General features: G+C 46.9%; 24 protein-coding genes. 16 read left to right on the forward strand and 8 right to left on the reverse strand.

Annotated features, from left to right (window positions below):
• The first annotated feature begins 137 nt into the window (after window positions 1-137).
• The 4 genes from C1S73_RS12190 (at window position 138) to C1S73_RS12205 (ending at window position 5,018) form a co-directional block, all read left to right on the forward strand.
• Entirely contained in the window at window positions 138-1,349 is a 1,212-nt protein-coding gene (locus tag C1S73_RS12190; protein WP_038872001.1) for an aspartate aminotransferase family protein, read from the forward strand.
• A gap of 108 nt (window positions 1,350-1,457) precedes the next feature.
• Entirely contained in the window at window positions 1,458-2,477 is a 1,020-nt protein-coding gene (gene astA, locus C1S73_RS12195; protein WP_038871998.1) for an arginine N-succinyltransferase, read from the forward strand.
• A 28-nt stretch (window positions 2,478-2,505) separates the two neighbouring features.
• On the forward strand, window positions 2,506-3,963 hold the full coding sequence (astD, locus tag C1S73_RS12200) for a succinylglutamate-semialdehyde dehydrogenase (RefSeq protein WP_038871996.1): 1,458 nt from the start codon (window positions 2,506-2,508) through the stop codon (window positions 3,961-3,963).
• A 263-nt stretch (window positions 3,964-4,226) separates the two neighbouring features.
• Window positions 4,227-5,018: a DUF1338 domain-containing protein gene (locus tag C1S73_RS12205; protein ID WP_038871994.1), complete on the forward strand. Its 792-nt coding sequence runs from the start codon at window positions 4,227-4,229 to the stop codon at window positions 5,016-5,018.
• Window positions 5,019-5,245: 227 nt separating this feature from the next.
• Here C1S73_RS12205 and crp read toward each other — a convergent pair whose 3' ends face one another.
• The 6 genes from crp to C1S73_RS12235 form a co-directional block, all read right to left on the reverse strand.
• Complete coding sequence (gene crp / locus C1S73_RS12210) at window positions 5,246-5,878, reverse strand: cAMP-activated global transcriptional regulator CRP (RefSeq protein ID WP_005381432.1); 633 nt, start codon at window positions 5,876-5,878, stop codon at window positions 5,246-5,248.
• Between the two features lie 239 nt (window positions 5,879-6,117).
• The gene (locus tag C1S73_RS12215; RefSeq protein ID WP_005432770.1) at window positions 6,118-6,987 is read right to left on the reverse strand and encodes a phosphoribulokinase; all 870 of its coding nucleotides are present in this window, start codon (window positions 6,985-6,987) and stop codon (window positions 6,118-6,120) included.
• A gap of 124 nt (window positions 6,988-7,111) precedes the next feature.
• A complete protein-coding gene (locus C1S73_RS12220; RefSeq protein ID WP_038871991.1) occupies window positions 7,112-7,324 on the reverse strand; it encodes a YheU family protein in 213 nt (70 codons plus the stop codon).
• Window positions 7,325-7,389: 65 nt separating this feature from the next.
• On the reverse strand, window positions 7,390-8,397 hold the full coding sequence (locus tag C1S73_RS12225) for a hydrolase (RefSeq protein ID WP_038871988.1): 1,008 nt from the start codon (window positions 8,395-8,397) through the stop codon (window positions 7,390-7,392).
• Window positions 8,398-8,497: 100 nt separating this feature from the next.
• Complete coding sequence (locus C1S73_RS12230; RefSeq protein WP_038871985.1) at window positions 8,498-8,977, reverse strand: TIGR02444 family protein; 480 nt, start codon at window positions 8,975-8,977, stop codon at window positions 8,498-8,500.
• The gene (locus C1S73_RS12235) at window positions 8,974-10,893 is read right to left on the reverse strand and encodes an ABC transporter ATP-binding protein (RefSeq protein ID WP_038871983.1); all 1,920 of its coding nucleotides are present in this window, start codon (window positions 10,891-10,893) and stop codon (window positions 8,974-8,976) included. The genes C1S73_RS12230 and C1S73_RS12235 overlap by 4 nt, the downstream gene beginning before the upstream one ends.
• A gap of 177 nt (window positions 10,894-11,070) precedes the next feature.
• Here C1S73_RS12235 and kefG point away from each other — a divergent pair, with 177 nt between their 5' ends.
• From kefG to C1S73_RS12270, 5 genes are all read left to right on the forward strand, one after another.
• Complete coding sequence (gene kefG / locus C1S73_RS12245; RefSeq protein WP_038871981.1) at window positions 11,071-11,658, forward strand: glutathione-regulated potassium-efflux system ancillary protein KefG; 588 nt, start codon at window positions 11,071-11,073, stop codon at window positions 11,656-11,658.
• Window positions 11,642-13,438 (forward strand): glutathione-regulated potassium-efflux system protein KefB, encoded by a 1,797-nt coding sequence (kefB, locus tag C1S73_RS12250; protein WP_038871979.1) that lies wholly within the window; start codon window positions 11,642-11,644, stop codon window positions 13,436-13,438. The genes kefG and kefB overlap by 17 nt, the downstream gene beginning before the upstream one ends.
• 35 nt (window positions 13,439-13,473) lie before the next feature.
• Window positions 13,474-13,674: a YheV family putative zinc ribbon protein gene (locus C1S73_RS12255; protein ID WP_010443959.1), complete on the forward strand. Its 201-nt coding sequence runs from the start codon at window positions 13,474-13,476 to the stop codon at window positions 13,672-13,674.
• A gap of 88 nt (window positions 13,675-13,762) precedes the next feature.
• Window positions 13,763-14,338: a peptidylprolyl isomerase gene (gene slyD / locus C1S73_RS12260; protein ID WP_038871977.1), complete on the forward strand. Its 576-nt coding sequence runs from the start codon at window positions 13,763-13,765 to the stop codon at window positions 14,336-14,338.
• Between the two features lie 132 nt (window positions 14,339-14,470).
• Complete coding sequence (locus C1S73_RS12270; protein ID WP_038872047.1) at window positions 14,471-15,412, forward strand: isoaspartyl peptidase/L-asparaginase family protein; 942 nt, start codon at window positions 14,471-14,473, stop codon at window positions 15,410-15,412.
• 80 nt (window positions 15,413-15,492) lie between these two features.
• Here C1S73_RS12270 and C1S73_RS12275 read toward each other — a convergent pair whose 3' ends face one another.
• Together C1S73_RS12275 and C1S73_RS12280 are read right to left on the reverse strand one after the other, a co-directional pair.
• A complete protein-coding gene (locus C1S73_RS12275; protein ID WP_005438375.1) occupies window positions 15,493-15,720 on the reverse strand; it encodes a SlyX family protein in 228 nt (75 codons plus the stop codon).
• The gene (locus C1S73_RS12280; protein WP_038871975.1) at window positions 15,717-16,703 is read right to left on the reverse strand and encodes a WD40 repeat domain-containing protein; all 987 of its coding nucleotides are present in this window, start codon (window positions 16,701-16,703) and stop codon (window positions 15,717-15,719) included. Before C1S73_RS12280 ends, C1S73_RS12275 begins: the two co-directional genes overlap by 4 nt.
• Before the next feature lie 128 nt (window positions 16,704-16,831).
• Between C1S73_RS12280 and fkpA the strand changes: the two genes are divergently transcribed.
• The 7 genes from fkpA (at window position 16,832) to rpsG (ending at window position 20,633) form a co-directional block, all read left to right on the forward strand.
• Window positions 16,832-17,614 carry an FKBP-type peptidyl-prolyl cis-trans isomerase gene (fkpA, locus tag C1S73_RS12285; RefSeq protein ID WP_038871973.1) on the forward strand — a complete coding sequence of 261 codons (783 nt, stop codon included), beginning with the start codon at window positions 16,832-16,834 and terminating at the stop codon, window positions 17,612-17,614.
• Between the two features lie 144 nt (window positions 17,615-17,758).
• Window positions 17,759-18,475, forward strand: coding sequence for a helix-turn-helix transcriptional regulator (locus tag C1S73_RS12290; protein ID WP_038871970.1), 717 nt, complete (start codon window positions 17,759-17,761; stop codon window positions 18,473-18,475).
• 2 nt (window positions 18,476-18,477) lie between these two features.
• Window positions 18,478-18,873 carry a sulfurtransferase complex subunit TusD gene (tusD, locus tag C1S73_RS12295; RefSeq protein ID WP_038871966.1) on the forward strand — a complete coding sequence of 132 codons (396 nt, stop codon included), beginning with the start codon at window positions 18,478-18,480 and terminating at the stop codon, window positions 18,871-18,873.
• Window positions 18,870-19,226 carry a sulfurtransferase complex subunit TusC gene (gene tusC / locus C1S73_RS12300; protein ID WP_038871964.1) on the forward strand — a complete coding sequence of 119 codons (357 nt, stop codon included), beginning with the start codon at window positions 18,870-18,872 and terminating at the stop codon, window positions 19,224-19,226. Before tusD ends, tusC begins: the two co-directional genes overlap by 4 nt.
• Window positions 19,227-19,233: 7 nt before the next feature.
• Window positions 19,234-19,509: a sulfurtransferase complex subunit TusB gene (tusB, locus tag C1S73_RS12305; RefSeq protein ID WP_038871962.1), complete on the forward strand. Its 276-nt coding sequence runs from the start codon at window positions 19,234-19,236 to the stop codon at window positions 19,507-19,509.
• A 178-nt stretch (window positions 19,510-19,687) separates the two neighbouring features.
• Entirely contained in the window at window positions 19,688-20,062 is a 375-nt protein-coding gene (rpsL, locus tag C1S73_RS12310) for a 30S ribosomal protein S12 (protein ID WP_004399892.1), read from the forward strand.
• A 100-nt stretch (window positions 20,063-20,162) separates the two neighbouring features.
• Window positions 20,163-20,633, forward strand: a complete 471-nt coding sequence (gene rpsG / locus C1S73_RS12315) for a 30S ribosomal protein S7 (protein ID WP_005438390.1) — start codon at window positions 20,163-20,165, stop codon at window positions 20,631-20,633.
• Window positions 20,634-20,712 lie beyond the last annotated feature (79 nt).

Below are 20,712 nucleotides of genomic sequence, written 5' to 3' on the forward strand. Positions count from 1 at the left end.
TAAATCACTATTGAAATGGTTAATCAAATGTAAATACAATGCCGTATTAGCTTAAATGCAAAACATTATTTGCTGGCAAAGAGTGCTGGTTAAATTCGCTTATCTGCTAGGCATGCGGTATCAAGAAGGAATGTGCAATGACAACGGAAAACAAAGTAGAGCGCGGTTTATTCGATGAGGTAATGGTACCTTGCTATAACCCGATGGAAATGATTCCTGTAAAAGGTGAAGGTTCACGTATTTGGGATCAGAACGGAAATGAATACATCGACTTTGCTGGTGGTATTGCGGTGAGCTGTCTTGGTCATTGTCACCCAGTTATGGTGAACGCATTGACTGAGCAAGGTAACAAGCTTTGGCATCTAAGTAATGTTATGACTAACGAGCCTGCACTTCGACTGGCGAAGAAGCTAACAGAAGTGAGCTTTGCCGAGCGCGTGTTCTTTGCTAACTCTGGCGCAGAAGCGAACGAAGCAGCACTGAAGCTGGCGCGCCGTTATGCAGCAGACGTTCATGGCACTGAGAAATCTGAAATCATCGCATTCAAACAAGGTTTCCACGGTCGTACTTTCTTCACCGTAACGGTAGGCGGCCAAGCGGCTTACTCTGACGGTTTCGGTCCTAAACCAGGCGACGTAACGCACCTCCCTTACAATGATATCGAAGCGCTGCAAGCACATATGTCTGATCGCACTTGTGCGGTGATGATGGAGCCTCTACAAGGTGAGGGCGGCATCATTCCACCAACACCTGAATTCGCTCAAGCGGTTCGCGAGCTGTGTGACAAGCACAACGCACTACTGATCTTCGATGAAGTTCAAACAGGTAACGGTCGTACTGGTCACTTCTACGCATACCAAGGTCTAGGCATTACGCCAGACATCCTAAGCACTGCGAAATCATTAGGCGGTGGTTTCCCTATCGGTGCCATGCTGACGACAGAGAAACTGTCTGAACACATGAAAGTCGGTACGCACGGTTCGACTTACGGCGGTAACCCGCTAGCATGTGCCGTTGCCGAAGCGGTCGTTAATGAAGTGACTAAACCAGAAGTACTGGCTGGTGTACTAGAGCGTGAAGCGATGTTCCGTGAGGGTCTAGATAAGATCAACGCGAAATACAACATCTTCTCTGAAGTGCGCGGTAAAGGTCTACTGCTTGGTGCTGCACTGAACGAAGAGTGGCAAGGTCGTGCGCGTGACGTACTGGTTGCTGCGGGTAAACAAGGTCTCATGGTATTGGTTGCGGGTGCCAATGTCGTACGTTTCACACCATCACTCGTTATCACACAACAAGAAATCGAAGAAGGTTTAGCGAAGCTAGATAAAGCGATCGCAACACTGGTCTAAGCGCGGTCCCCATTTATCGTCAACCTAGAAACCCCCATCAAGGATCTCTGATGGGGGTATTGTTCCTACAATATAGTTAGGATCTTCTTGCATCTGGAGGGAGTATTGATGCTAGTAGTTCGCCCTATCGCAATGTCGGATTATGACGCGCTGCACACCTGTGCGGTTGAGTCTGGTCATGGGTTTACATCTCTACCGGTTAACGAAGAACTGTTAACCAATCGAATTAAACATTCAGAGTACAGTTTTGGCAAACCTGACGTGAACGAAGCCGGTGATGAAGGCTACCTAATGGTGGGCTTTGAATCTGAAACTGGTGAAGTCGCAGGTACCACAGGTATTGAAGCTTCAATCGGCTGGGATGTGCCTTTTTATTCTTACCACATCAGTAAAGTGGTGCACTCGTCACCAAAGCTTGGCGTAAACAACGTGGTTAAGCTGCTGACGTTTGGTAACAACTACACGGGTAACAGCGAAATCTGTACCTTGTTCCTACGCGAGAAATTCCGTGGTGGCTTGAACGGGCGTCTGATGTCTAAGTGTCGTTTCTTAATGATGGCAGAGCACCCAGAACGCTTCTCGGAAACTATCTTTGCTGAAATGCGTGGTGTTTCTGATGATCAGGGCAACTCACCATTCTGGCAATGGCTTCAAGAGCATTTCTTCTCTATCGATTTCACGCTTGCGGATTATCTAACCGGTATCGGTAAGAAAGGTTTTATCGCTGATTTGATGCCGAAATTGCCAATCTACATCAACTTGCTAAGCCCAGAAGCACAAGCCGTAATAGGTAAGGTGCACGATAACACGCGTCCTGCTCTGAAGCTGCTTGAACGCGAAGGTTTTACTAACCGTGGTTACGTCGACATCTTCGATGGTGGCCCAACGGTGGAGTGTGATCTACGCAATATCGAATCGGTACGTCACTCGTTCCGTGCCCAAGTCAAAATCTCTGAGCATACCAGTACTCAAGACTTCTTGATGTGTAACTCATCATTCGAGAACTTCCGTGCTGCAGCTGCAAAAGCGGCTTACGACGCTGAAACGCAAAGCGTTGTATTGGCTCCTGAACTTGCTGATGCGCTTTTGGTTGAGGAAGGGGATTTTGTTCGCCTTCTTCCGCAGTAACTGACGACAGAATTTAAGGATAGAAACAATGACACATTGGATTGCAGGTGAATGGGTACAAGGTCAGGGTGAAGGATTTACGTCTCTGTCGCCGTACAACCAAGAAGTGATATGGCAAGGCAACGGTGCAACGGCAGAACAAGTGAACCAAGCGGTTTCGGCGGCACGTGAAGCGTTTGTTGACTGGAAGAAGCGCCCATTTGCAGAGCGAGAAGCGATCGTGTTGGCTTTTGCTGAAAAAGTAAAAGAGCACAGCGAAAAAATCGCCGAAGTGATTGCCAAAGAAACCGGTAAGCCGATTTGGGAAACACGCACCGAAGCGGCAGCAATGGCAGGTAAAATTGCGATTTCCATCCGTGCTTACCACGACCGTACGGGTGAAGCTGCACGTGAAGCCGCAGGCAACCAAATTGTATTGCGCCACCGCCCACTGGGTGTGATGGCGGTATTCGGTCCTTATAACTTCCCAGGTCACTTGCCAAACGGTCACATCGTGCCAGCACTACTGGCTGGTAACACCGTTGTCTTTAAACCGTCTGAGCAAACGCCATGGACGGGTGAACTCGCTATGAAGCTGTGGGAGGAGGTCGGTCTACCAAAAGGCGTGATTAACCTAGTCCAAGGCGCGAAAGAAACTGGCATTGCGCTTGCGGATGCGAAAGGCATTGATGGAGTGCTATTCACCGGTAGTGCAAACACAGGTCATGTTCTGCATCGTCAGTTTGCTGGTCAGCCGGGCAAAATGCTGGCGCTTGAAATGGGTGGCAATAACCCGATGGTTATCTCGGATAACTACGGCGACCTAGATGCGACGGTTTATACCATCATCCAATCGGCTTTTATCAGTGCAGGTCAGCGCTGTACTTGTGCACGTCGTCTTTACATTCCATTTGGCGACAAGGGTGATGCCGTCATTACTAAGCTGGTGGAAGCGACACTCAATATTAGAGTCGGCCAACCATTTGCAGAACCTGCGCCATTTATGGGACCACAGATTTCGGTCGCGGCAGCTAAATTCATTCTGGATGCACAAGCAAACCTACAAGCACTTGGTGGAGAAAGCTTGATTGAAGCGAAAGCAGGCGAAGCGGCATTTGTTTCTCCAGGAATTATTGATGTGACGAACATTGCTGAACTGCCAGATGAAGAGTACTTCGGTCCACTTCTGCAAGTTGTGCGCTACGAAGGGCTAGAGAAAGCGGTAGAACTAGCTAACGATACACGCTTTGGCCTTTCTGCGGGTCTGGTTTCAACCGACGACCAAGAGTGGGAATACTTCGTGGACCACATTCGTGCCGGCATCGTGAACCGCAACCGCCAGCTAACGGGCGCAAGTGGTGACGCACCATTTGGTGGTCCGGGTGCGTCGGGCAACCTACGTCCAAGTGCTTACTACGCAGCAGACTACTGTGCGTATCCAATGGCATCAATGGAAGGACAAGAGACGGTCTTGCCTGCCACATTGAGTCCGGGTGTAAACCTGTAATAGAGAAAAACGAAGCGGTGACAAAGTATCGCCGCTTCTCTCTGCCGGAGCTATTTACCAAGTTAGGATTCTGGTAAGCGCGCTGGCAAACGCCAAAGGCGAGCTTAAGACTCTCCAGTGCGTGTTGACTGACTGGCACTTATGCCACACATACCGTCACAGGTTGATGACCGCTCGTTCGTGATTCTGGACAGCCTCCGGGCTGTGAACGAGCGGTCAACTTCTCTTACCCCTAACTCTACATTGCATAACAAGGAGTCGTTATGACGCCCGATGTGTTATTTGAATCGCTATGGCAAGACTACATTAAACGTCTTTGTCCTTCCGCTGCTAAAGTCCATCAACTTCTTCAAGAAGATGAGCCTCTGATTAATGACCATATTGCTCTACGTACGTTTAATGTCGATCCCCTAGGCATTGAAACGTTAGCGAAGCCATTCTTGGCGGTGGGCTACAAAGCCTGTGGTGACTACGTATTTGAAAGCAAAAAGCTGGTAGCAAAACATTTTGAGCACCCAGATCCAAAACAACCAAAAGTCTTCATCAGTGAATTGAAAGTGGATGAGTGCTCACCGGAGCTACAGGCCATTGTTCATAAATTGGTAGAGCAGGTTGATGCTTCTAAACTGACCGGCAGTGATTTCTTATACGGCGGACGTTTGTGGAACCTCAGTTACGCTGACTTCCAAACCTTGGCGAAAGAGAGTGAATACGGTTCTTGGCTTGCCGCGCACGGTTACGGAGCAAACCACTTCACAGTGAGTGTGAATCAACTCAACCAGCATGAAGAAGTAAAGCAAGTGAACGACCACCTACGTAAAGTAGGGTTCACCATCAACGAGAATGGCGGTGAAGTAAAAGGCACGCCGGAGGTGTTACTAGAGCAATCATCGACCATGGCAGACAAAGTGCCAGTGACCTTTACTGAAGGTGTTGAGGTGATTCCTGGAGGCTTCTACGAGTTTGCTAAGCGCTATCCAATGGATAACGGTGAGTTGTACCCAGGATTTGTGGCTGCATCGGCAGATAAGATCTTCGAAAGCACCAACGGTTAAAGAAGAGGCGAGAACGGGCTACGCCCTCTAGATGCCGGAATGCTTCGCTGCGGGAGGTTTTAACTCTCGGAATCTGAGAGGGCTATATCTCGGAGGATGAAGTCCGATCTCGGAATGCAGTGTTCCCAATTCTCGGCTCTTTGTTTTCCGTTCCCGATTCCCAAAAAACAAAAAAGCCACCAAACTTGCATTTGGTGGCTTTTAAATTTTTTAAACGTTAATCGAGATTAACGAGTCCCGTAAACAACGATAGTTTTACCGTGCGCAGAAATTAGGTTCTGCTCTTCTAGCATCTTCAAGATACGACCTACTGTCTCACGAGAACAGCCAACGATTTGACCGATTTCTTGACGAGTGATCTTGATTTGCATGCCGTCTGGGTGCGTCATCGCATCTGGCTGTTTAGCAAGGTTCAGAAGAGTCTGAGCGATACGACCAGTTACGTCTAGGAACGCTAGGTCACCCACTTTTTGGCTAGTAACTTGTAGACGACGAGCCATCTGCGCAGAAAGACGCATTAGGATGTCTGGGTTAACTTGGATAAGTTGACGGAATTTCTTGAAAGAAATCTCAGCCACTTCACAAGGAGATTTAGCGCGAACCCAAGCTGTACGCTCTTGGTCTTCTTCGAATAGACCAAGTTCACCAATGAAGTCGCCCTGGTTTAGGTAAGAAAGGATCATTTCCTTACCTTCTTCGTCTTTGATAAGAACCGCAACAGAGCCTTTAACGATGTAGTACAAAGTCTCTGCTTTTTCGCCCGCGTGAATTAGCGTGCTTTTTGATGGGTACTTATGAATATGACAGTGTGAAAGAAACCACTCTAATGTTGGGTCGGTTTGAGGTTTACCTAGAACCATAATATCTCACTTCCTCTGCAGGGTACGCTTGCGCTATCCATATTTTAGCTAAGCCTGAATTGGCCTACTAGAATAAGAGCACTTTTTATATGCTGCAAGCTCTCTTGTGTTTCGGTTAGAAATAGTATCCTTTTTCGAAAACGATTTCTTGATTTTAATCGTGCCATCATTGAGATTTTGTAAGCAAAACTGTGCACATGATCACGGTATGAAAAGTAAACACTACGATGGCAAGGTTTTTAGCCAATTTTCCCTGTTTCGATAAGTTGCTGCAGAATCGGCCTTACTATGAGCTCCATTGCAAAGCTCATCTTACCGCCCGGTACCACAATAGTATTGTGGCGAGACATGAATGAGCCATCAATCATTGCCAGTAAATAAGGAAAGTCGACATTCTTTATGCCGCGAAGGCGTATGACAACAAAACTCTCATCTAAACTTGGTATGCCTTTGGCATTGAGTGGGTTGGATGTATCCACCGTTGGGACACGCTGAAAGTTGATGTGCGTTCGAGAGAACTGCGGGGTGATGTAGTTTAGGTAGTCATCCATTGAGCGCACGATCGAATCCATGACCGCTTCTCTTGAGTGGCCACGATCGCGCGTGTCACGAACGAACTTTTGAATCCATTCTAAGTTGACGATTGGCACCATGCCAATTAGAAAGTCGACGTGACGTGCCACATTGACATCGCCATCCACCACGCCACCATGCAAGCCTTCGTAGAACAAGACATCACTGTTTTCTGGCAGATCTTGCCAAGGTGTAAAGGTGCCCGGCATTTGGTTATATGGGACCGCTTCATCAAAGGTGTGCAGATAACGGCGCACGCTGCCAGTGCCATCTTCACCAAACTGACGAAAGAACTCTTCTAACCCCGGAAAGTCATTGGCTTGTGGACCAAAGTAACTGATGTGTTTGCCTTGCTCGCGGGCTTTACGGATTTCGACGTCCATTTCTGGACGAGTAAAACGGTGAAAGCTATCGCCTTCGACCCATGCAGGTTTGACGTTCATCATATTGAACATCTTGCGGAAGGCTTCAGATGTGGTGGTGGTACCGGCACCGGATGAACCAGTAACCGCAATGATTGGATGTTTAGCTGACATGACAAACCTTGTCGAAAATTACTTACCTGTAAAGTGCAGCATGCGTATGCTGCACGGTCGATAACCCACTATAGCACGTAACAAGCCCTTGTCATCGAGTGGGATACGGTAAAATGTGAAGGGTCTAAAACTTTGCTTTTAATTGAATATCTACTGTTTCATGTAGCTCAGAAAAGACGATGATTGCTTCACCTTTTTCTAATTGGTATTTGACCTGATCGATTTTACTTTGCAGTGAAACTTCGACCGAGCCATAGTCGGTGCCTTCACGTAGTACGAATTCACGAATCAAATTTTCCAGCGTTTCTGGCGCGATGTCTTGCCAAGGGATGACCATAAATACCTCAAACTTTTATGATGTTTAAGCGCGCCTTGGGTTGGAGTCTGGCGCGCCTAAGTAGTTTACTGTGTTCGTGGCACGGATACAGCAGAAAGGTACTCCGCAGCGATACTTTCGTAATAAGCAGGTAGGGCTTCTTCTAACCAAAACTTTGGTTTGAGAGCGGTTCCCGTAAGAAAACCCACATGCCCCCCATGCTCATAAAGTCGGTAATCGATGTTATCTGGCAACACAAATTTCGGGATCACTTCTTCCGTCATAAACGGATCGTCTTTTGCGTGGATTATCAGCGTCGGTAGAGTGATCTGTTGCAGTTTGCTTAAGCCAGAACATTGATCGTAATAATCTTGTGCGTCTTTAAAGCCATGCAGAGGGGCTGTGATCAAGTCGTCGAACTCATACAAGCGAGTCACACGTTTGATCGAGTTATACGACAGTGCGAGTTCGCCTTGGATTAAGTCATGCTTTTGCAGTGCATTACGCTTTAGTGAAGAGAGTAAGTAACGTCGATAGACCTTCGAGAAGCCTTGCTCAATACGATTGGCACATGCCGCTAAATCAAGCGGTGCAGAGACAATCGTCGCGGCACTCAAGATCGGGTCACCTTTGTACTTAGCTAAATAGTTCGCCAGCATGTTACCGCCGAGGGAGATCCCTACTGCGATTTTTGGATTGTTGGGGAACTGCTGATTGAGCTGCTCAAGAAAGAAACGAGCATCCGTTACTTCGCCAGAATGATAGGCGCGGGCTTTCTTGTTTGGCTTACCACTGCAACCACGAAAGTGCATCATCACTGAAAGCCAACCCGATTTAGAGAAGGCGTTCATCAAACCGTTCGCATACGGGCTGTAGAAGCAGCCTTCCAAGCCATGAAAGAGGACGAAGATTGGTTTGTTGCGTGCAGCTTCGGAATCTGGCTGCTGGGACCACGCCAAATCGAGGAAGTCACCATCCGGTGTATCGAGTGTTTGCCAAATAGGCGTAAACAGCGCTTTCTTGCGAATAAAGCGCGGTAATAGCGTCTGAAGGTGCGGGTTCTTAATCCCGGCGGCTGCGAAAAATTGTGTCATACCTAACTGCTCTTATATGGTCCTTCAATGTTCGCTGAAGAACTTATTAATATAATCCTTTATAGCTTTAGTATAGATATTTTACTGGTTTATGACTGATTTATGGATGCTGAATTTTTGGAACTGGAAGGGAAAACGCTTGTTGAAGGTGCTCACCACCGAGCTGCCGACAATATCTTAGCGTTAATGGATCGCCATCGTTACTGACTAATTTTAATGAGTTGACGCAGTCAACGAGGTCGGATTGTTGCTGTTTTTCTAACTGCAGTTCGAACTGTAGTGCTTCGCGATAAAGGGCATCGTTGACTTGCGATTTTAGATGGCGACGTAACTCACGGTAGGAGTGCAGAAGGGTTTCGCTTCGACCAAGGCAACCTTGGACTAAATGCCAGTCTTGTTCTTGGAAAATAACTTGCTGCTCATCGAGCCATCTGAGCAGCAGTAGTAGATTCACATTGCCGTGATAGTTATTTTGCAACGACAAGCACGCTTCCTTCACTTCTCGCACACCATAAAATTGCAGACTGAACTGCCAAAGGTGTTCTAGGGTGAGAGTGTATTCTGCGTGCTCTTTTGTCATTGATTGAACTCTAGCTCCATCTGCTCTAACGTTTCTTGAGCAGACATCCATTCCATCTCTACGTCTTCAAGCTCAGATTTACTCGACGCTTGAAGTGCCAATACTTCATTAAGTTTAGCCTTGTTTTCTGCTTCATACAGAGAGTTATCCGATAATTGCTCTTCTGCTGATGCTAATGCTTCGCCTAACTTATCCATTTTATTTTCTAACTGTGTCAGGGTTTTGCGAATTGGCGCTGTCTGTTTACGAAATTCTGCGTCACGTCGCTTCTGCTCTTTTTTTGCCGCAGCGCTGTTGTTGTTGTCTTTCTCTGGTTGTGCCGCTTGTGCTTCTTTACGCTCGGCTCTTTGTTGCTCTGTTAGCCACTTGTAGTAGTCATTGAGGTCACCATCAAATGGTGCGACTTGGCGGTCATGTACCAGATACAAGTCGTCCGTTGTTGCGCGCAGCAAGTAACGGTCGTGCGAAACAATGACCATCGCACCTTCAAAGGTTTGCAGTGCCATGGTCAATGCTTGGCGCATGTCCAAATCTAGGTGGTTGGTTGGTTCATCGAGTAGCAATAGGTTGGGTTTTTGCCACACAACTAATGCCAATACTAAACGCGCTTTTTCACCTCCAGAGAACGGTGCGACTTTTTCTAGTGCTTTATCACCTTGGAAGCCAAAGCTACCTAAGTAATCACGCAGTTGTTGTTCAGTTTGGTCTGGTGCAATCTGCATCATGTGTTGTAGTGGTGTTTCTTCTGGGTGCAGTGTTTCTAGTTGGTGCTGTGCGAAGTAACCGATCTTCACGCCTTGTGAGTATGTGAGATCGCCGCCTTGCGCTTTTAGCTCACCAGACAACAGTTTGATCAAGGTTGATTTACCTGCGCCGTTACGACCAAGTAGACCAATACGACTGCCTGGGACCAGATTCAAGCGGATCTTTTCTAAGATCAGGTTGTCACCGTAACCTGCCGATACCTCATCCATCATCATGATTGGGTTTGGCAAAGCCGCTGGCTCGCGGAATTGAAAGTTAAACGGGTTATCGAACTGTGCTGGCAGCACTTTTTCCATACGTTCTAGAGCCTTGATGCGGCTTTGTGCTTGGCGGGCTTTAGATGCTTTGTAACGGAAGCGGTCGATGTAGCTTTGCATGTGCGACATCTGTTTCTGTTGCTTCTCGAACATGGCTTGTTGCAACACCATTTTTTGCGCGCGCTGATTTTCAAACGACGAGTAGTTGCCTGTGTATTCGTTTAGCTGCTGGTTTTCGATGTGAATAATACGACCAACAATTGGATCTAAAAAGTCACGGTCGTGCGAGATAAGAACCAATGTGCCTGGATAGTTTTGTAACCAACGTTCCAGCCACATTACTGCATCTAAGTCCAAGTGGTTGGTTGGTTCGTCAAGTAACAGTAGGTCTGAACGACACAATAGCGCTTGAGCCAAGTTGAGGCGCATACGCCAGCCACCTGAGAACTGAGTCAGATTCCAGCTCATTTGTTCTTGGCTAAAGCCCAGACCGTCAAGCAGTTCGGCAGCACGCGCGCGAATACTGTAACCACCAATGGTTTCAATTTTTCCGTGGATCTCTGCAACCAACGTACCGTTGTCTTTTTCTTCGGCAATCATCAGTTGTTGCTCAAGACCGCGAAACTCTCGATCACCATCAATGACGTATTCAATTGCGCTGCGGTCTAGTGCGGGAGTTTCCTGCGCTACCCATGCCAATTCCCAATGTTGCGGTTGACTGAATGAGCCAGCGTCAATCGACAATTCGTCTTTCAGGAGTGCGAATAGAGTCGATTTACCGCAACCGTTTTTACCAACCAGACCCACTTTGTCGCCAGGGTGAATGGTTGCAGAAGCTTGGTCTAAAAGAGGTTTACCGCCACGCAGTAACTGAATATCTGAAAAGGTAATCATAGGGCTTTAGTTCACTTTGCGCAGCGCGCGTTTCTTCGTCATATATCTCGCGGTGAATAGTAGGGCTATTGGCGGGAAAAGTCGATCTCTGACCTTTAATTGCATTATGCTATACAAAAAAGTATAACAAACTGATAACGATAATTTTCCCTGAGAAATTAAAACAAGGACGACCATTTGGCTGTTGCAGCGTCTTATCCCCCAAGAGTTCTGGTGATTTATGCTCACCCTGAGCCGCAAAACTCCATTGCTAATCAAGTGATGATAAAAAAAATTCAATCACTTGATCACGTCACTGTGCATGATCTTTATGGTGCGTATCCTGATTTCTTTATTGATGTGAATTACGAACACAACCTGTTGATGACGCACGATGTGATCGTTTTTCATCATCCCCTCTATATGTATTCTTGCCCTGCGCTACTAAAAGAGTGGTTAGATCGCGTGTTAGGTAAAGGGTTTGCGTTTGGTGATGGCTGTGCACTTGAAGGTAAATATTGGCGTAGTGTTATCACCACGGGAGGCAAAGAAGATGCCTTTAGCCCACTTGGGTATAACAAATATCCATTAGAACAGATCTTACAACCTTTCGAGTTAACCGCTGCTCTTTGTCAAATGCACTGGATGGAACCTCTGGTGTTGTACTGGTCACGTAATGTCTCGGATATTGAGCGTTATCAGCATGCGGAACAATATCGTCAATGGCTGAACAACCCTTTGAATGAGTGGGGAGTACAAGGAGGTCATCATGGCGATAACCAGTGAGTTTCTTCAAAGCAGCGTGGTATTCCTTTCTGCTGCTGTCGTAGCAGTGCCGATTGCTCAGCGACTTGGTTTGGGCTCCGTGCTTGGCTACCTGATTGCTGGTGTTTTAATTGGTCCTTGGGGACTGGGTTTGATCAGCGATGTGGATGCGATTCTCCACTTTGCTGAACTTGGGGTGGTGTTGCTGCTGTTCTTAATTGGCTTGGAGTTAAATCCCAAAAAACTATGGCAAATGCGTGGACCAATACTTGGACTTGGGGGGGCTCAAGTCATTGTGACGACTGCCGTGATTGGCAGCATCGTCAGCCTGTTTGGTTTGAGCATGCAAGTGAGCTTAGTGATCGGCATGGGATTAGCACTCTCATCCACCGCGATTGCACTTAAAGTGATAGAAGAGCAAGGACAAGCCGGAACGGAAACCGGACAATCGGGCTTTGCGGTACTGTTATTCCAAGATATTGCTGTAATCCCAATGCTTGCCATGTTGCCATTACTCGCTGGTGGCACCAGTGGCGGTGATTGGCTGGATGCCTTGTGGGTCTTAGCCTCGGTGATCGGTTTATTGATAGGTGGTCACTTTTTACTGCGCCCTTTATTTCGTTTTGTCGTGATGAGTGGTGTGCGTGAACTTTTCACCGTTGCTGCTCTTTTAGTGGTACTTGGCATTTCTGTTGCGATGCAAAAGCTGGGGCTGTCGATGGCACTCGGTACTTTCTTAGCGGGCGTACTGCTGGCGGAAAGTGAATATCGTCATGAGCTGGAAATCGCGATAGAACCTTTTAAAGGTCTGCTACTTGGCTTGTTCTTTATCGCTGTTGGTATGGCGGTGAACCTAGGGTTATTAGCATTGCAACCGTGGGCAATATTAGGTTCTGTGGTTGCTTTGGTCACCGTGAAAGGCTTGGTGCTCTACGTTCTGGCGCGTACTGCCCGAGTTCGCGCAAAGTCGCGTAGTCGTATGGCGGCGATTTTGAGCCAAGGTGGTGAGTTTGCGTTTGTGATTTTCACCGCGGCAAGCCAAGAAGGGATCTTAACCAAAGAGCAAGTTTCCTTCTTATTGGTTGTGGTGAGTTTGTCGATGGTGACGACGCCGTTGTTGCTCATGGGGCAAAAGAAGTGGTTTGCTCACACGCTCAATCAAGAAGAAGAGAGCGTGACGACCAATGTTGTTGATCGTCGACCGCGCGTGATCATTGCCGGCTTCGGTCGCTTTGGTCAGATTGTTGGGCGCTTGATGTATGCCAACAAGATCAAAGTCACGGTGCTAGAAAGTGATGCGAGCCAAATCCACTTGCTGCGTAAATACGGCTATAAGGTGTTTTACGGTGATGCGACTCAGATTGATTTGTTACGTGCCGCAGGTGCAGACAAAGCGGAAGCGCTGGTTATCTGTACCGATTCACCAGATGAGGTCATGGCGATTGTCGACATTTGTCGTGAGTACTTCCCGAATTTGAAGATCCTCGCCCGTGCACGCAGCCGTGTGGAAGCTTATCAGTTAATGAATCACGGTGTGCAAAACTACTCGCGTGAAACCTTTTTGGGCGCATTAGATCTAGGTCGCCAAGCGCTCGTAGAACTAGGCATGCATCCGTATCAAGCAAAGCGGGCAGAAGCACATTTTCGTAAACTAGATAATGCTATGCTCAAAGACTTATTGCCTCAGCATAATGAGGATAAAGAACTTGCTCAACGCTCGAAAGAGGCACGCAAAGAACTAGAAGAAATCTTTGGTCGCGAAATGGAAAGCGATCAACAGTCGCCAAATCATTGGAAGTAGTACCCGCAAGGTATTAAGCGGGAAAAGGAACAAAAGTGAAAGCCAAGAAACGTTTTATCGCGGGTGCAAGCTGCCCGCAGTGTAGCCAGCAAGATACGTTGCGCTGGTGGATTGAGAACAATATCGAGTTAGTTGAATGTGTAGATTGTGATTACACCGAGCAGCGTAAACCACAATCTGTAGAAAAAAATAAACACTCAGAACAAGAAATGATCGGGATTTTTAAGCCTGAGTAATTGAACTTCGTTAATTGATCCCCATAATACTACCATCTCGGTACTTAACCCCATTTTGGTTAAGTCAGTTAATCTCCCTGGAGTTAGTATGAAAATTGAAAAGAACGTTGTTGCAAGCCTTGCATACAAAGTAATGATGGAAGACGGTGTTGTTGTTGATCAATCAACAGCTGACGCGCCTCTTGATTACCTACACGGTCACAACAACCTAATCACTGGCCTTGAGAAAGAGCTAGAAGGTAAAGTGGCTGGCGACAAGTTTTCAGTAACAGTAGCTCCTGAAGATGCTTACGGCGATCACAACGACGCTCTAGTACAGCGCGTTCCTGCTGACGTATTCCAAGGCGTTGAGCAAATCGAAGTTGGCATGCGTTTCCTAGCAGACACTGACCAAGGTCCAATCCCTGTAGAAGTGACTGAAGTTGATGGCGACGAAGTTGTTGTAGACGGCAACCACATGCTAGCTGGCCAAACACTAACTTTCGAAGTTGAAGTTATGGCTACTCGTGAAGCAACAGCTGAAGAGATCGAACACGGTCACATCCACCAAGGTGGCGGTTGTTGTGGCGGTCACGACCATGACCACGAAGGCGGCTGCTGCGGTGGCGAAGAAAAAGCTGACGACCACGAATGCTGTGGCGGCGGCGGTTGCGGTTCTCACTAATCGCACGCTCTTCCTCTAGATAGCATTATCTAGAACAAGCTTTGAAAAGCGCAAGTTGAGGTTTCAACTTGCGCTTTTTGTTTATCTGGGGTGTAGTGCAAATCATACAAGGAATAACAGTTGGACAAAGCGATGACGAAACCTTTCTCGATTGCCATTCACGGTGGTGCAGGTACCATTTTGCGGGCACAGATGAGCGATGAACTGCAACAATCCATTTTGACGGATTTAGAAGCTGCGGTGAAAGCGGGTCATCAAATCTTAACAAAAGGTGGTGAAGCCTTAGATGCGGTCGTTGCTGCGGTAAAAGTGCTAGAAGACTCCCCTAATTTCAATGCAGGCAAAGGCTCGGTTCTTACTCATACTGAAATGGTAGAAATGGACGCCTCTGTAATGGATGGTAGAAACCAAGCGGCAGGTGCTGTTGCCGGTGTTCGTCATATTAAGAATCCCATTGAACTCGCTCGTGATGTAATGAAAAACAGCAACCATGTGCTGTTAGTCGGCGAGGGCGCTGAGAAATTTGCTTTCGAACAAGGCCACGAGTACACAGAGCAAGATTACTTCTTCACTGATCGTCGCTATGAACAACTGATTTCTATGCGTGAGAAAGGCTTGTTTGCTCTTTCCGAGTCCCGTTACCCAGATGACCGTAAACACGGTACGGTTGGTGCGGTTGCATTGGACCAACAAGGCAACTTAGCGGCAGCAACCAGCACTGGCGGTGTGACCAACAAGAAATACGGTCGCGTGGGAGATTCCGCTCTGATTGGGTGCGGCACGGTGGCAGAGAATGGTGTTGTTGCGGTTTCCACTACAGGTGTCGGCGAGTTTTTTATCCGTAAACGAGTGGCGGAAGATGTCGCAGCGCGCATGCGTTATTTGCAAGAAAACGTCCACACGGCTTGTGAACATATCATTCAAGGTGAACTTAAAGAGATGGGCGGAGAGGGCGGTCTAATTGCCATCGATGCACAAGGTGAGTTGCACTTTGCGATGAACAGTTCTGGTATGTATCGAGCAGGGATCAACACTCAAGGTGAGTTGAGCGTAAACATTTACTCTGACGAGTAGCGATTCGTTTTCTTAAAGACAACAAAGCCCAGATAAGAGTCTGGGCTTTGTGTTATTTACTGCACTAGGATTCGGATGAATCAGTAGTGCGGTGGTGGTGTTTCTTCTGATGGATCGGCCAAATTCGACGAATCCATATTCTTCACTTTACCTACCACGTATTTCATCTGATCGAGCATCTTGGTGATTTGCAGTTGCTGCTGTGACAAGGCACCGTTCAGATCTTCAATCGTCTGTTCTTGGAACGCAAGCTGACACTCTAAGTCATTAATGCGAGCTTCCAATTGCTGAATAAGTTTTTCTGTCATGATCCGTTCTCTAGCTGCCAAGCTTGGGCAATGCCCGCAGAAGTGGCAGTAATTATACGTTGCTTGGAATCAAAGGCTGCATCATACACGACCGCACGAGGAGGGCGAGTATCTTTTTTCGGCTCGACTTCAAATCTATCCACTCGTTTACCTGTGTGAGTATCCCAAACCATCACGCGTCCTGAAGGCGTTCCTGTAACTAATAAGCTGCCATCGTCTGAGAATCGAGCCGTCGAGAAGATCAACTGACGAGACCAACTGCTTAGCTGTGTCACTTCTTCTCCAGTTTCTAAGTCCCAGATGATGGCTTGATTACCGCCATCGGACGTCATGGCCAGTTTCCCATCCCGTTGAAGCGCGACTCTGACCACGCGTTGCTCGTGTTCAAAGCTGCGCAATACTAGCCCGGTTTCGGTATCCCACAGATACGCTTTGTAGTCATTACCGCCCGTTAAGGCGAAGCGGCCATTGGGAGATATCGCCACGGAATTGACTTTTTCTTGGTGTGCAAGGAACTCTAGCCTGCGACCAGTGACTAAGTTGACGTGAATCGCTTTACCGTTGGACAGGCCAAGCAACACTTGTTCTCCGTTACTGGTGATATCAACGTCTCGAATTAGCGCGTCATCGATAGACCAAAGTCCTTCGGCTTGAGTCCATCCGAGATCCCATACTGCGAAGTTCATTTGGCTTGCAGTGACGGCATAGCGGCCATTGTCCGAAATGCGAATATGGGAGACCACATTCGCAGCTTGATCGAGTTCACCCAGCTTTGCGAGTTGTTTGTTTTGCTCCAAATCCCAAAGAACCAACTGGTGCTCTTTGGAGTACAGCAGTGCAAATCGGCCATCTCGACTGAGCGCAAAGCTGGTGGAACCTTGTGGTTCGAGTGACCAACGTTGAACGTCATGATCGGTAAAAAAGCATCCATTTAACGTGGTGATGACAATTAAATATAGGAATAAATGAGAAATTCTTTGCATCACATCTAATAATCCGGTTTGTGTCTTAAGACATATAGCTAGTATATTGGTATAACGATTGTCTTCACTAGTCTCATCGAAGATTTGTGCACAACAACCAGTGGCTAAGCCATTATTGGGAGAATTTAATGAAATCAGTTTTAAAAGTGTCGCTACTTGCTGCAACAGTAATGCTAGCGGTAGGTTGTCAAAAAGAAGAAACAAAACCAGAAGCAGCACCTCAAGCAGAACAAGTTCAAGCAGAAACTGGTAAAGCAGTTCACTTTAAAACCGACGATGACAAAGCGGCGTACGCGATCGGTGTTTCATTTGCTAACTACCTGAGCACGAGTATCGATAAGCCAAGCGAAATCGGTATCGACCTAAACAAAGACCTAGTTCTTAAAGGTATCGAAGACGTATTCAAAGACAAAGCTGCGCTAAACGAGGAAGAAACTCGTGCTGCTCTAGAGTCTCTAGATAAGCGTGTTGCTGAGAAGATGCAAAAGCAAGCCGCTGAAAAAGCGGCTGAAGCGAAGAAAGCAGGTGATGACTTCCGTGCTGAGTTCGAAAAGCAAGAAGGCGTAGTTAAGACAGATTCTGGCCTACTTTACCAAGTAATCACGCCTGCTGAAGGTGAGAAGCCAAAAGACACTGATACGGTTCAGGTGCACTACAAAGGTACTCTGATCGACGGTACTCAGTTCGACAGTTCTTACGATCGTGGTGAGCCAGCAACGTTCCCACTAAACCGCGTTATCCCTGGTTGGACTGAAGGTGTTCAGCTAATGCCTGTAGGCTCTAAGTTCAAATTTGTTATCCCGCCAGAGCTAGCATACGGTGATCAAGACACACCAAGCATCCCAGCTAACTCAACGCTTGTATTCGAAGTTGAACTACTAAAAGTTGAGAACGATCAAGCTGCTAAGTAATAACAGATAGCGATAACTCGATGAAAAAAGGCCCGTTTTACGGGCCTTTTTTGTTCTAGGTCACTAGTTGATGAGTTTGCTAGGTTGCCTTTCAAATTTTCTGATAAACTTACACCAATTTGTTGATTTTTCGCTCGAAGGCTTATGACAACTACAGAAACAATAAATGCGGAGATGTTGCTCGAAATGGAATCTGTCAACGTGATGCCATTTTCTGAGCACGATAAAATCATCTTGAGATCTTACGAAGCGGTCGTGGACGGCATCGCCAGTTTGATTGGTCCCTTTTGTGAGATCGTTCTTCACTCTCTTGAAGATCTCAATACCTCTGCAATCAAAATCGCCAATGGTGAAAACACTGGCCGTCAGGTCGGTTCTCCGATTACCGACTTAGCGTTAAAGATGTTGAAAGACATTGAAGGCTCTGAACGTAACTTCTCACGTTCGTACTTCACCCGTGCAAAAGGTGGTGTACTCATGAAGTCGATCACCGTTGCTATCCGCAATGGTGAAAACCGAGTGATTGGCCTGCTTTGTATTAACGTCAACCTTGATGCGCCGTTCTCCCAAGTGCTGCAATCTTTTATGCCGACACAAGAAGCAAAAGAGGCGGCGTCTTCAGTAAACTTCGCCAGCGATGTTGAAGAACTTGTCGATCAAACCGTTGAGCGCACGATTGAAGAAATCAATGCAGACAAATCGGTATCGAACAATACGAAAAACCGTCAGATCGTCATGGAATTGTACGATAAAGGTATCTTCGACATTAAAGACGCCATCAACCGCGTTGCTGATCGTCTAAACATTTCTAAGCATACGGTTTACCTTTATATTCGTCAGCGTAAAACTGAGGACGAATAAGCGTGAGTGGATTAACTTACACGCTAGTGGTGAACGGTCCGGTTTACGGCAGCCAATCGGCACGCAGTGCATACCAATTTGCTAAAGCAGTCATTGAACAAGGGCACACTCTAGTGAGTGTGTTCTTTTATCAAGACGGCGTCACCAATGGTACAGCTCTGAGCGTGCCCGCCAATGATGAGTTTGACCTAGCTAAAGCATGGCAATCACTCGCACAGCAACACGATGTTCGTTTGGAAACGTGTGTGGCAGCGGCTTTACGTCGCGGTATCATCAGCGAAGATGAAGCCAATCAACATGGTCTTGAGCAGAACAACCTAGCGACAGGGTTCGAACAAGCTGGTTTGGGCAGCTTAGCCGAAGCTATGTTAACGCAAGATAGAGTGGTGCAGTTTTGAGTCAGTTAACTTACCTATTTCGTAGCGCACCTCATGGTAGTAATGCGGGGCGTGAAGGTGTGGATGCGCTGCTAGCGGCGTCGGCGTACTGTGAAGACATCACCGTCTTATTTGTTGGTGATGGTGTCTACCAGTTACTGCTTGGACAGGAGCCAAATGGCATCTTAAGCAAAGACTACGCACCAATGCTAAAGCTGTTCGACTTGTACGATATTGAGCAAGTGTTTGTTTGTGCTGATTCGCTTGCCGAGCGTGGCTTGGCTCAAGCCGATTTAGTCATTGATGCCGAGTCTCTAAATACCGAGCAACTCAAAGCTAAACTGCAACAAGCTAGCAAACTGCTGTCATTCTGAGGAAGCCATGTTACATATCATCAAATCCGTAGCAGCATTAGACGATGCAATGGCACTGTACAGTGAGCAAGATGATGTCTTGCTGATTGAAGAGGCGGTTTATGCCGCTAACCCTCAACATAAAGCATTTACAAAGGTAAAAGGCCCCGCTGTGTTTGCTTTACAGAGTGATATCGAAGCTCGCGGAATCACCAATCGTATAAGCCCGTCTATTACCGTTATAAATTATTCAGGTTTTGTCGAACTCACGACAAAACAGGCGAAATCTCTGACTTGGGATTAGCCCTTTATTCCTGTCGATTGAGCTTTACGGACGAATTACCCTAATTGAACAAAAAAGATCCGTATATTTCTTGACACACCTCTCACTGCTGCATAGAATTTTGCGTCCCTAACTGCCAAGAGTCGTTAGGGATAGATTTTTCACAAAGCTTACTTTCAAGTAAATCAGGAGCTAGTTAATGGCAACTATTAACCAGTTGGTACGTAAGCCACGTGCAAAGCAAGTTGTTAAAAGCAACGTGCCTGCACTAGAAGCGTGCCCACAAAAACGTGGTGTATGTACTCGTGTTTACACAACTACACCTAAAAAACCTAACTCAGCACTTCGTAAAGTTTGTCGTGTACGTCTGACAAACGGCTTCGAAGTTACATCGTACATCGGCGGTGAAGGTCACAACCTTCAAGAGCACAGTGTTGTACTAATCCGTGGCGGTCGTGTAAAAGACCTTCCGGGTGTACGTTACCACACTGTTCGCGGTGCACTTGACTGTGCTGGCGTTAACGACCGTAAACAAGGTCGTTCTAAGTACGGTGTGAAGCGTCCTAAGTCTTAATGGATTCCGTTAAGTAAGGCCAAACACTAAATTATTTTTAATTTTTTGAAAAAACTGAAAAGTTTTGGATAAAACCTGAAGAAGACAACGGAGAAAATCCATGCCACGTCGTCGCGTCATTGGTCAGCGTAAGATCCTTCCAGATCCAAAGTTCAAATCTGAACTGCTGGCAAAATTCGTTAACATCCTAATGGTTGACGGTAAAAAATCTACTGCAGAGAAAATTGTTTACACTGCACTAGATTCTATGGCTGAAAAGTCTGGTAAAGACCACTTAGCTATTTTTGAAGAAGCTCTTGAAAATGTTCGCCCAGCGGTAGAAGTTAAATCTCGCCGTGTAGGTGGTTCAACTTACCAAGTACCTGTAGAAGTTCGTCCGGTTCGCCGTAACGCACTTGCTATGCGTTGGTTGGTTGAAGCTGCGCGTAAGCGTGGTGAAAAATCTATGGCTCAACGCCTAGCTGCTGAAATGCTAGACGCGTCTGAGAACAAAGGTACTGCGGTTAAGAAACGTGAAGACGTTCACCGCATGGCTGACGCAAACAAAGCGTTCGCACATTACCGTTGGTAATACCTTTTCAGTGCTGCAAGGTTCCTTGCAGCACTTCTTTAGTTCCTATGCCTATGCTAGGAACTATTGCTATATCTAG

The organism is Vibrio jasicida 090810c (genome assembly GCF_002887615.1).
GTDB classification, from domain to species: domain Bacteria; phylum Pseudomonadota; class Gammaproteobacteria; order Enterobacterales; family Vibrionaceae; genus Vibrio; species Vibrio jasicida.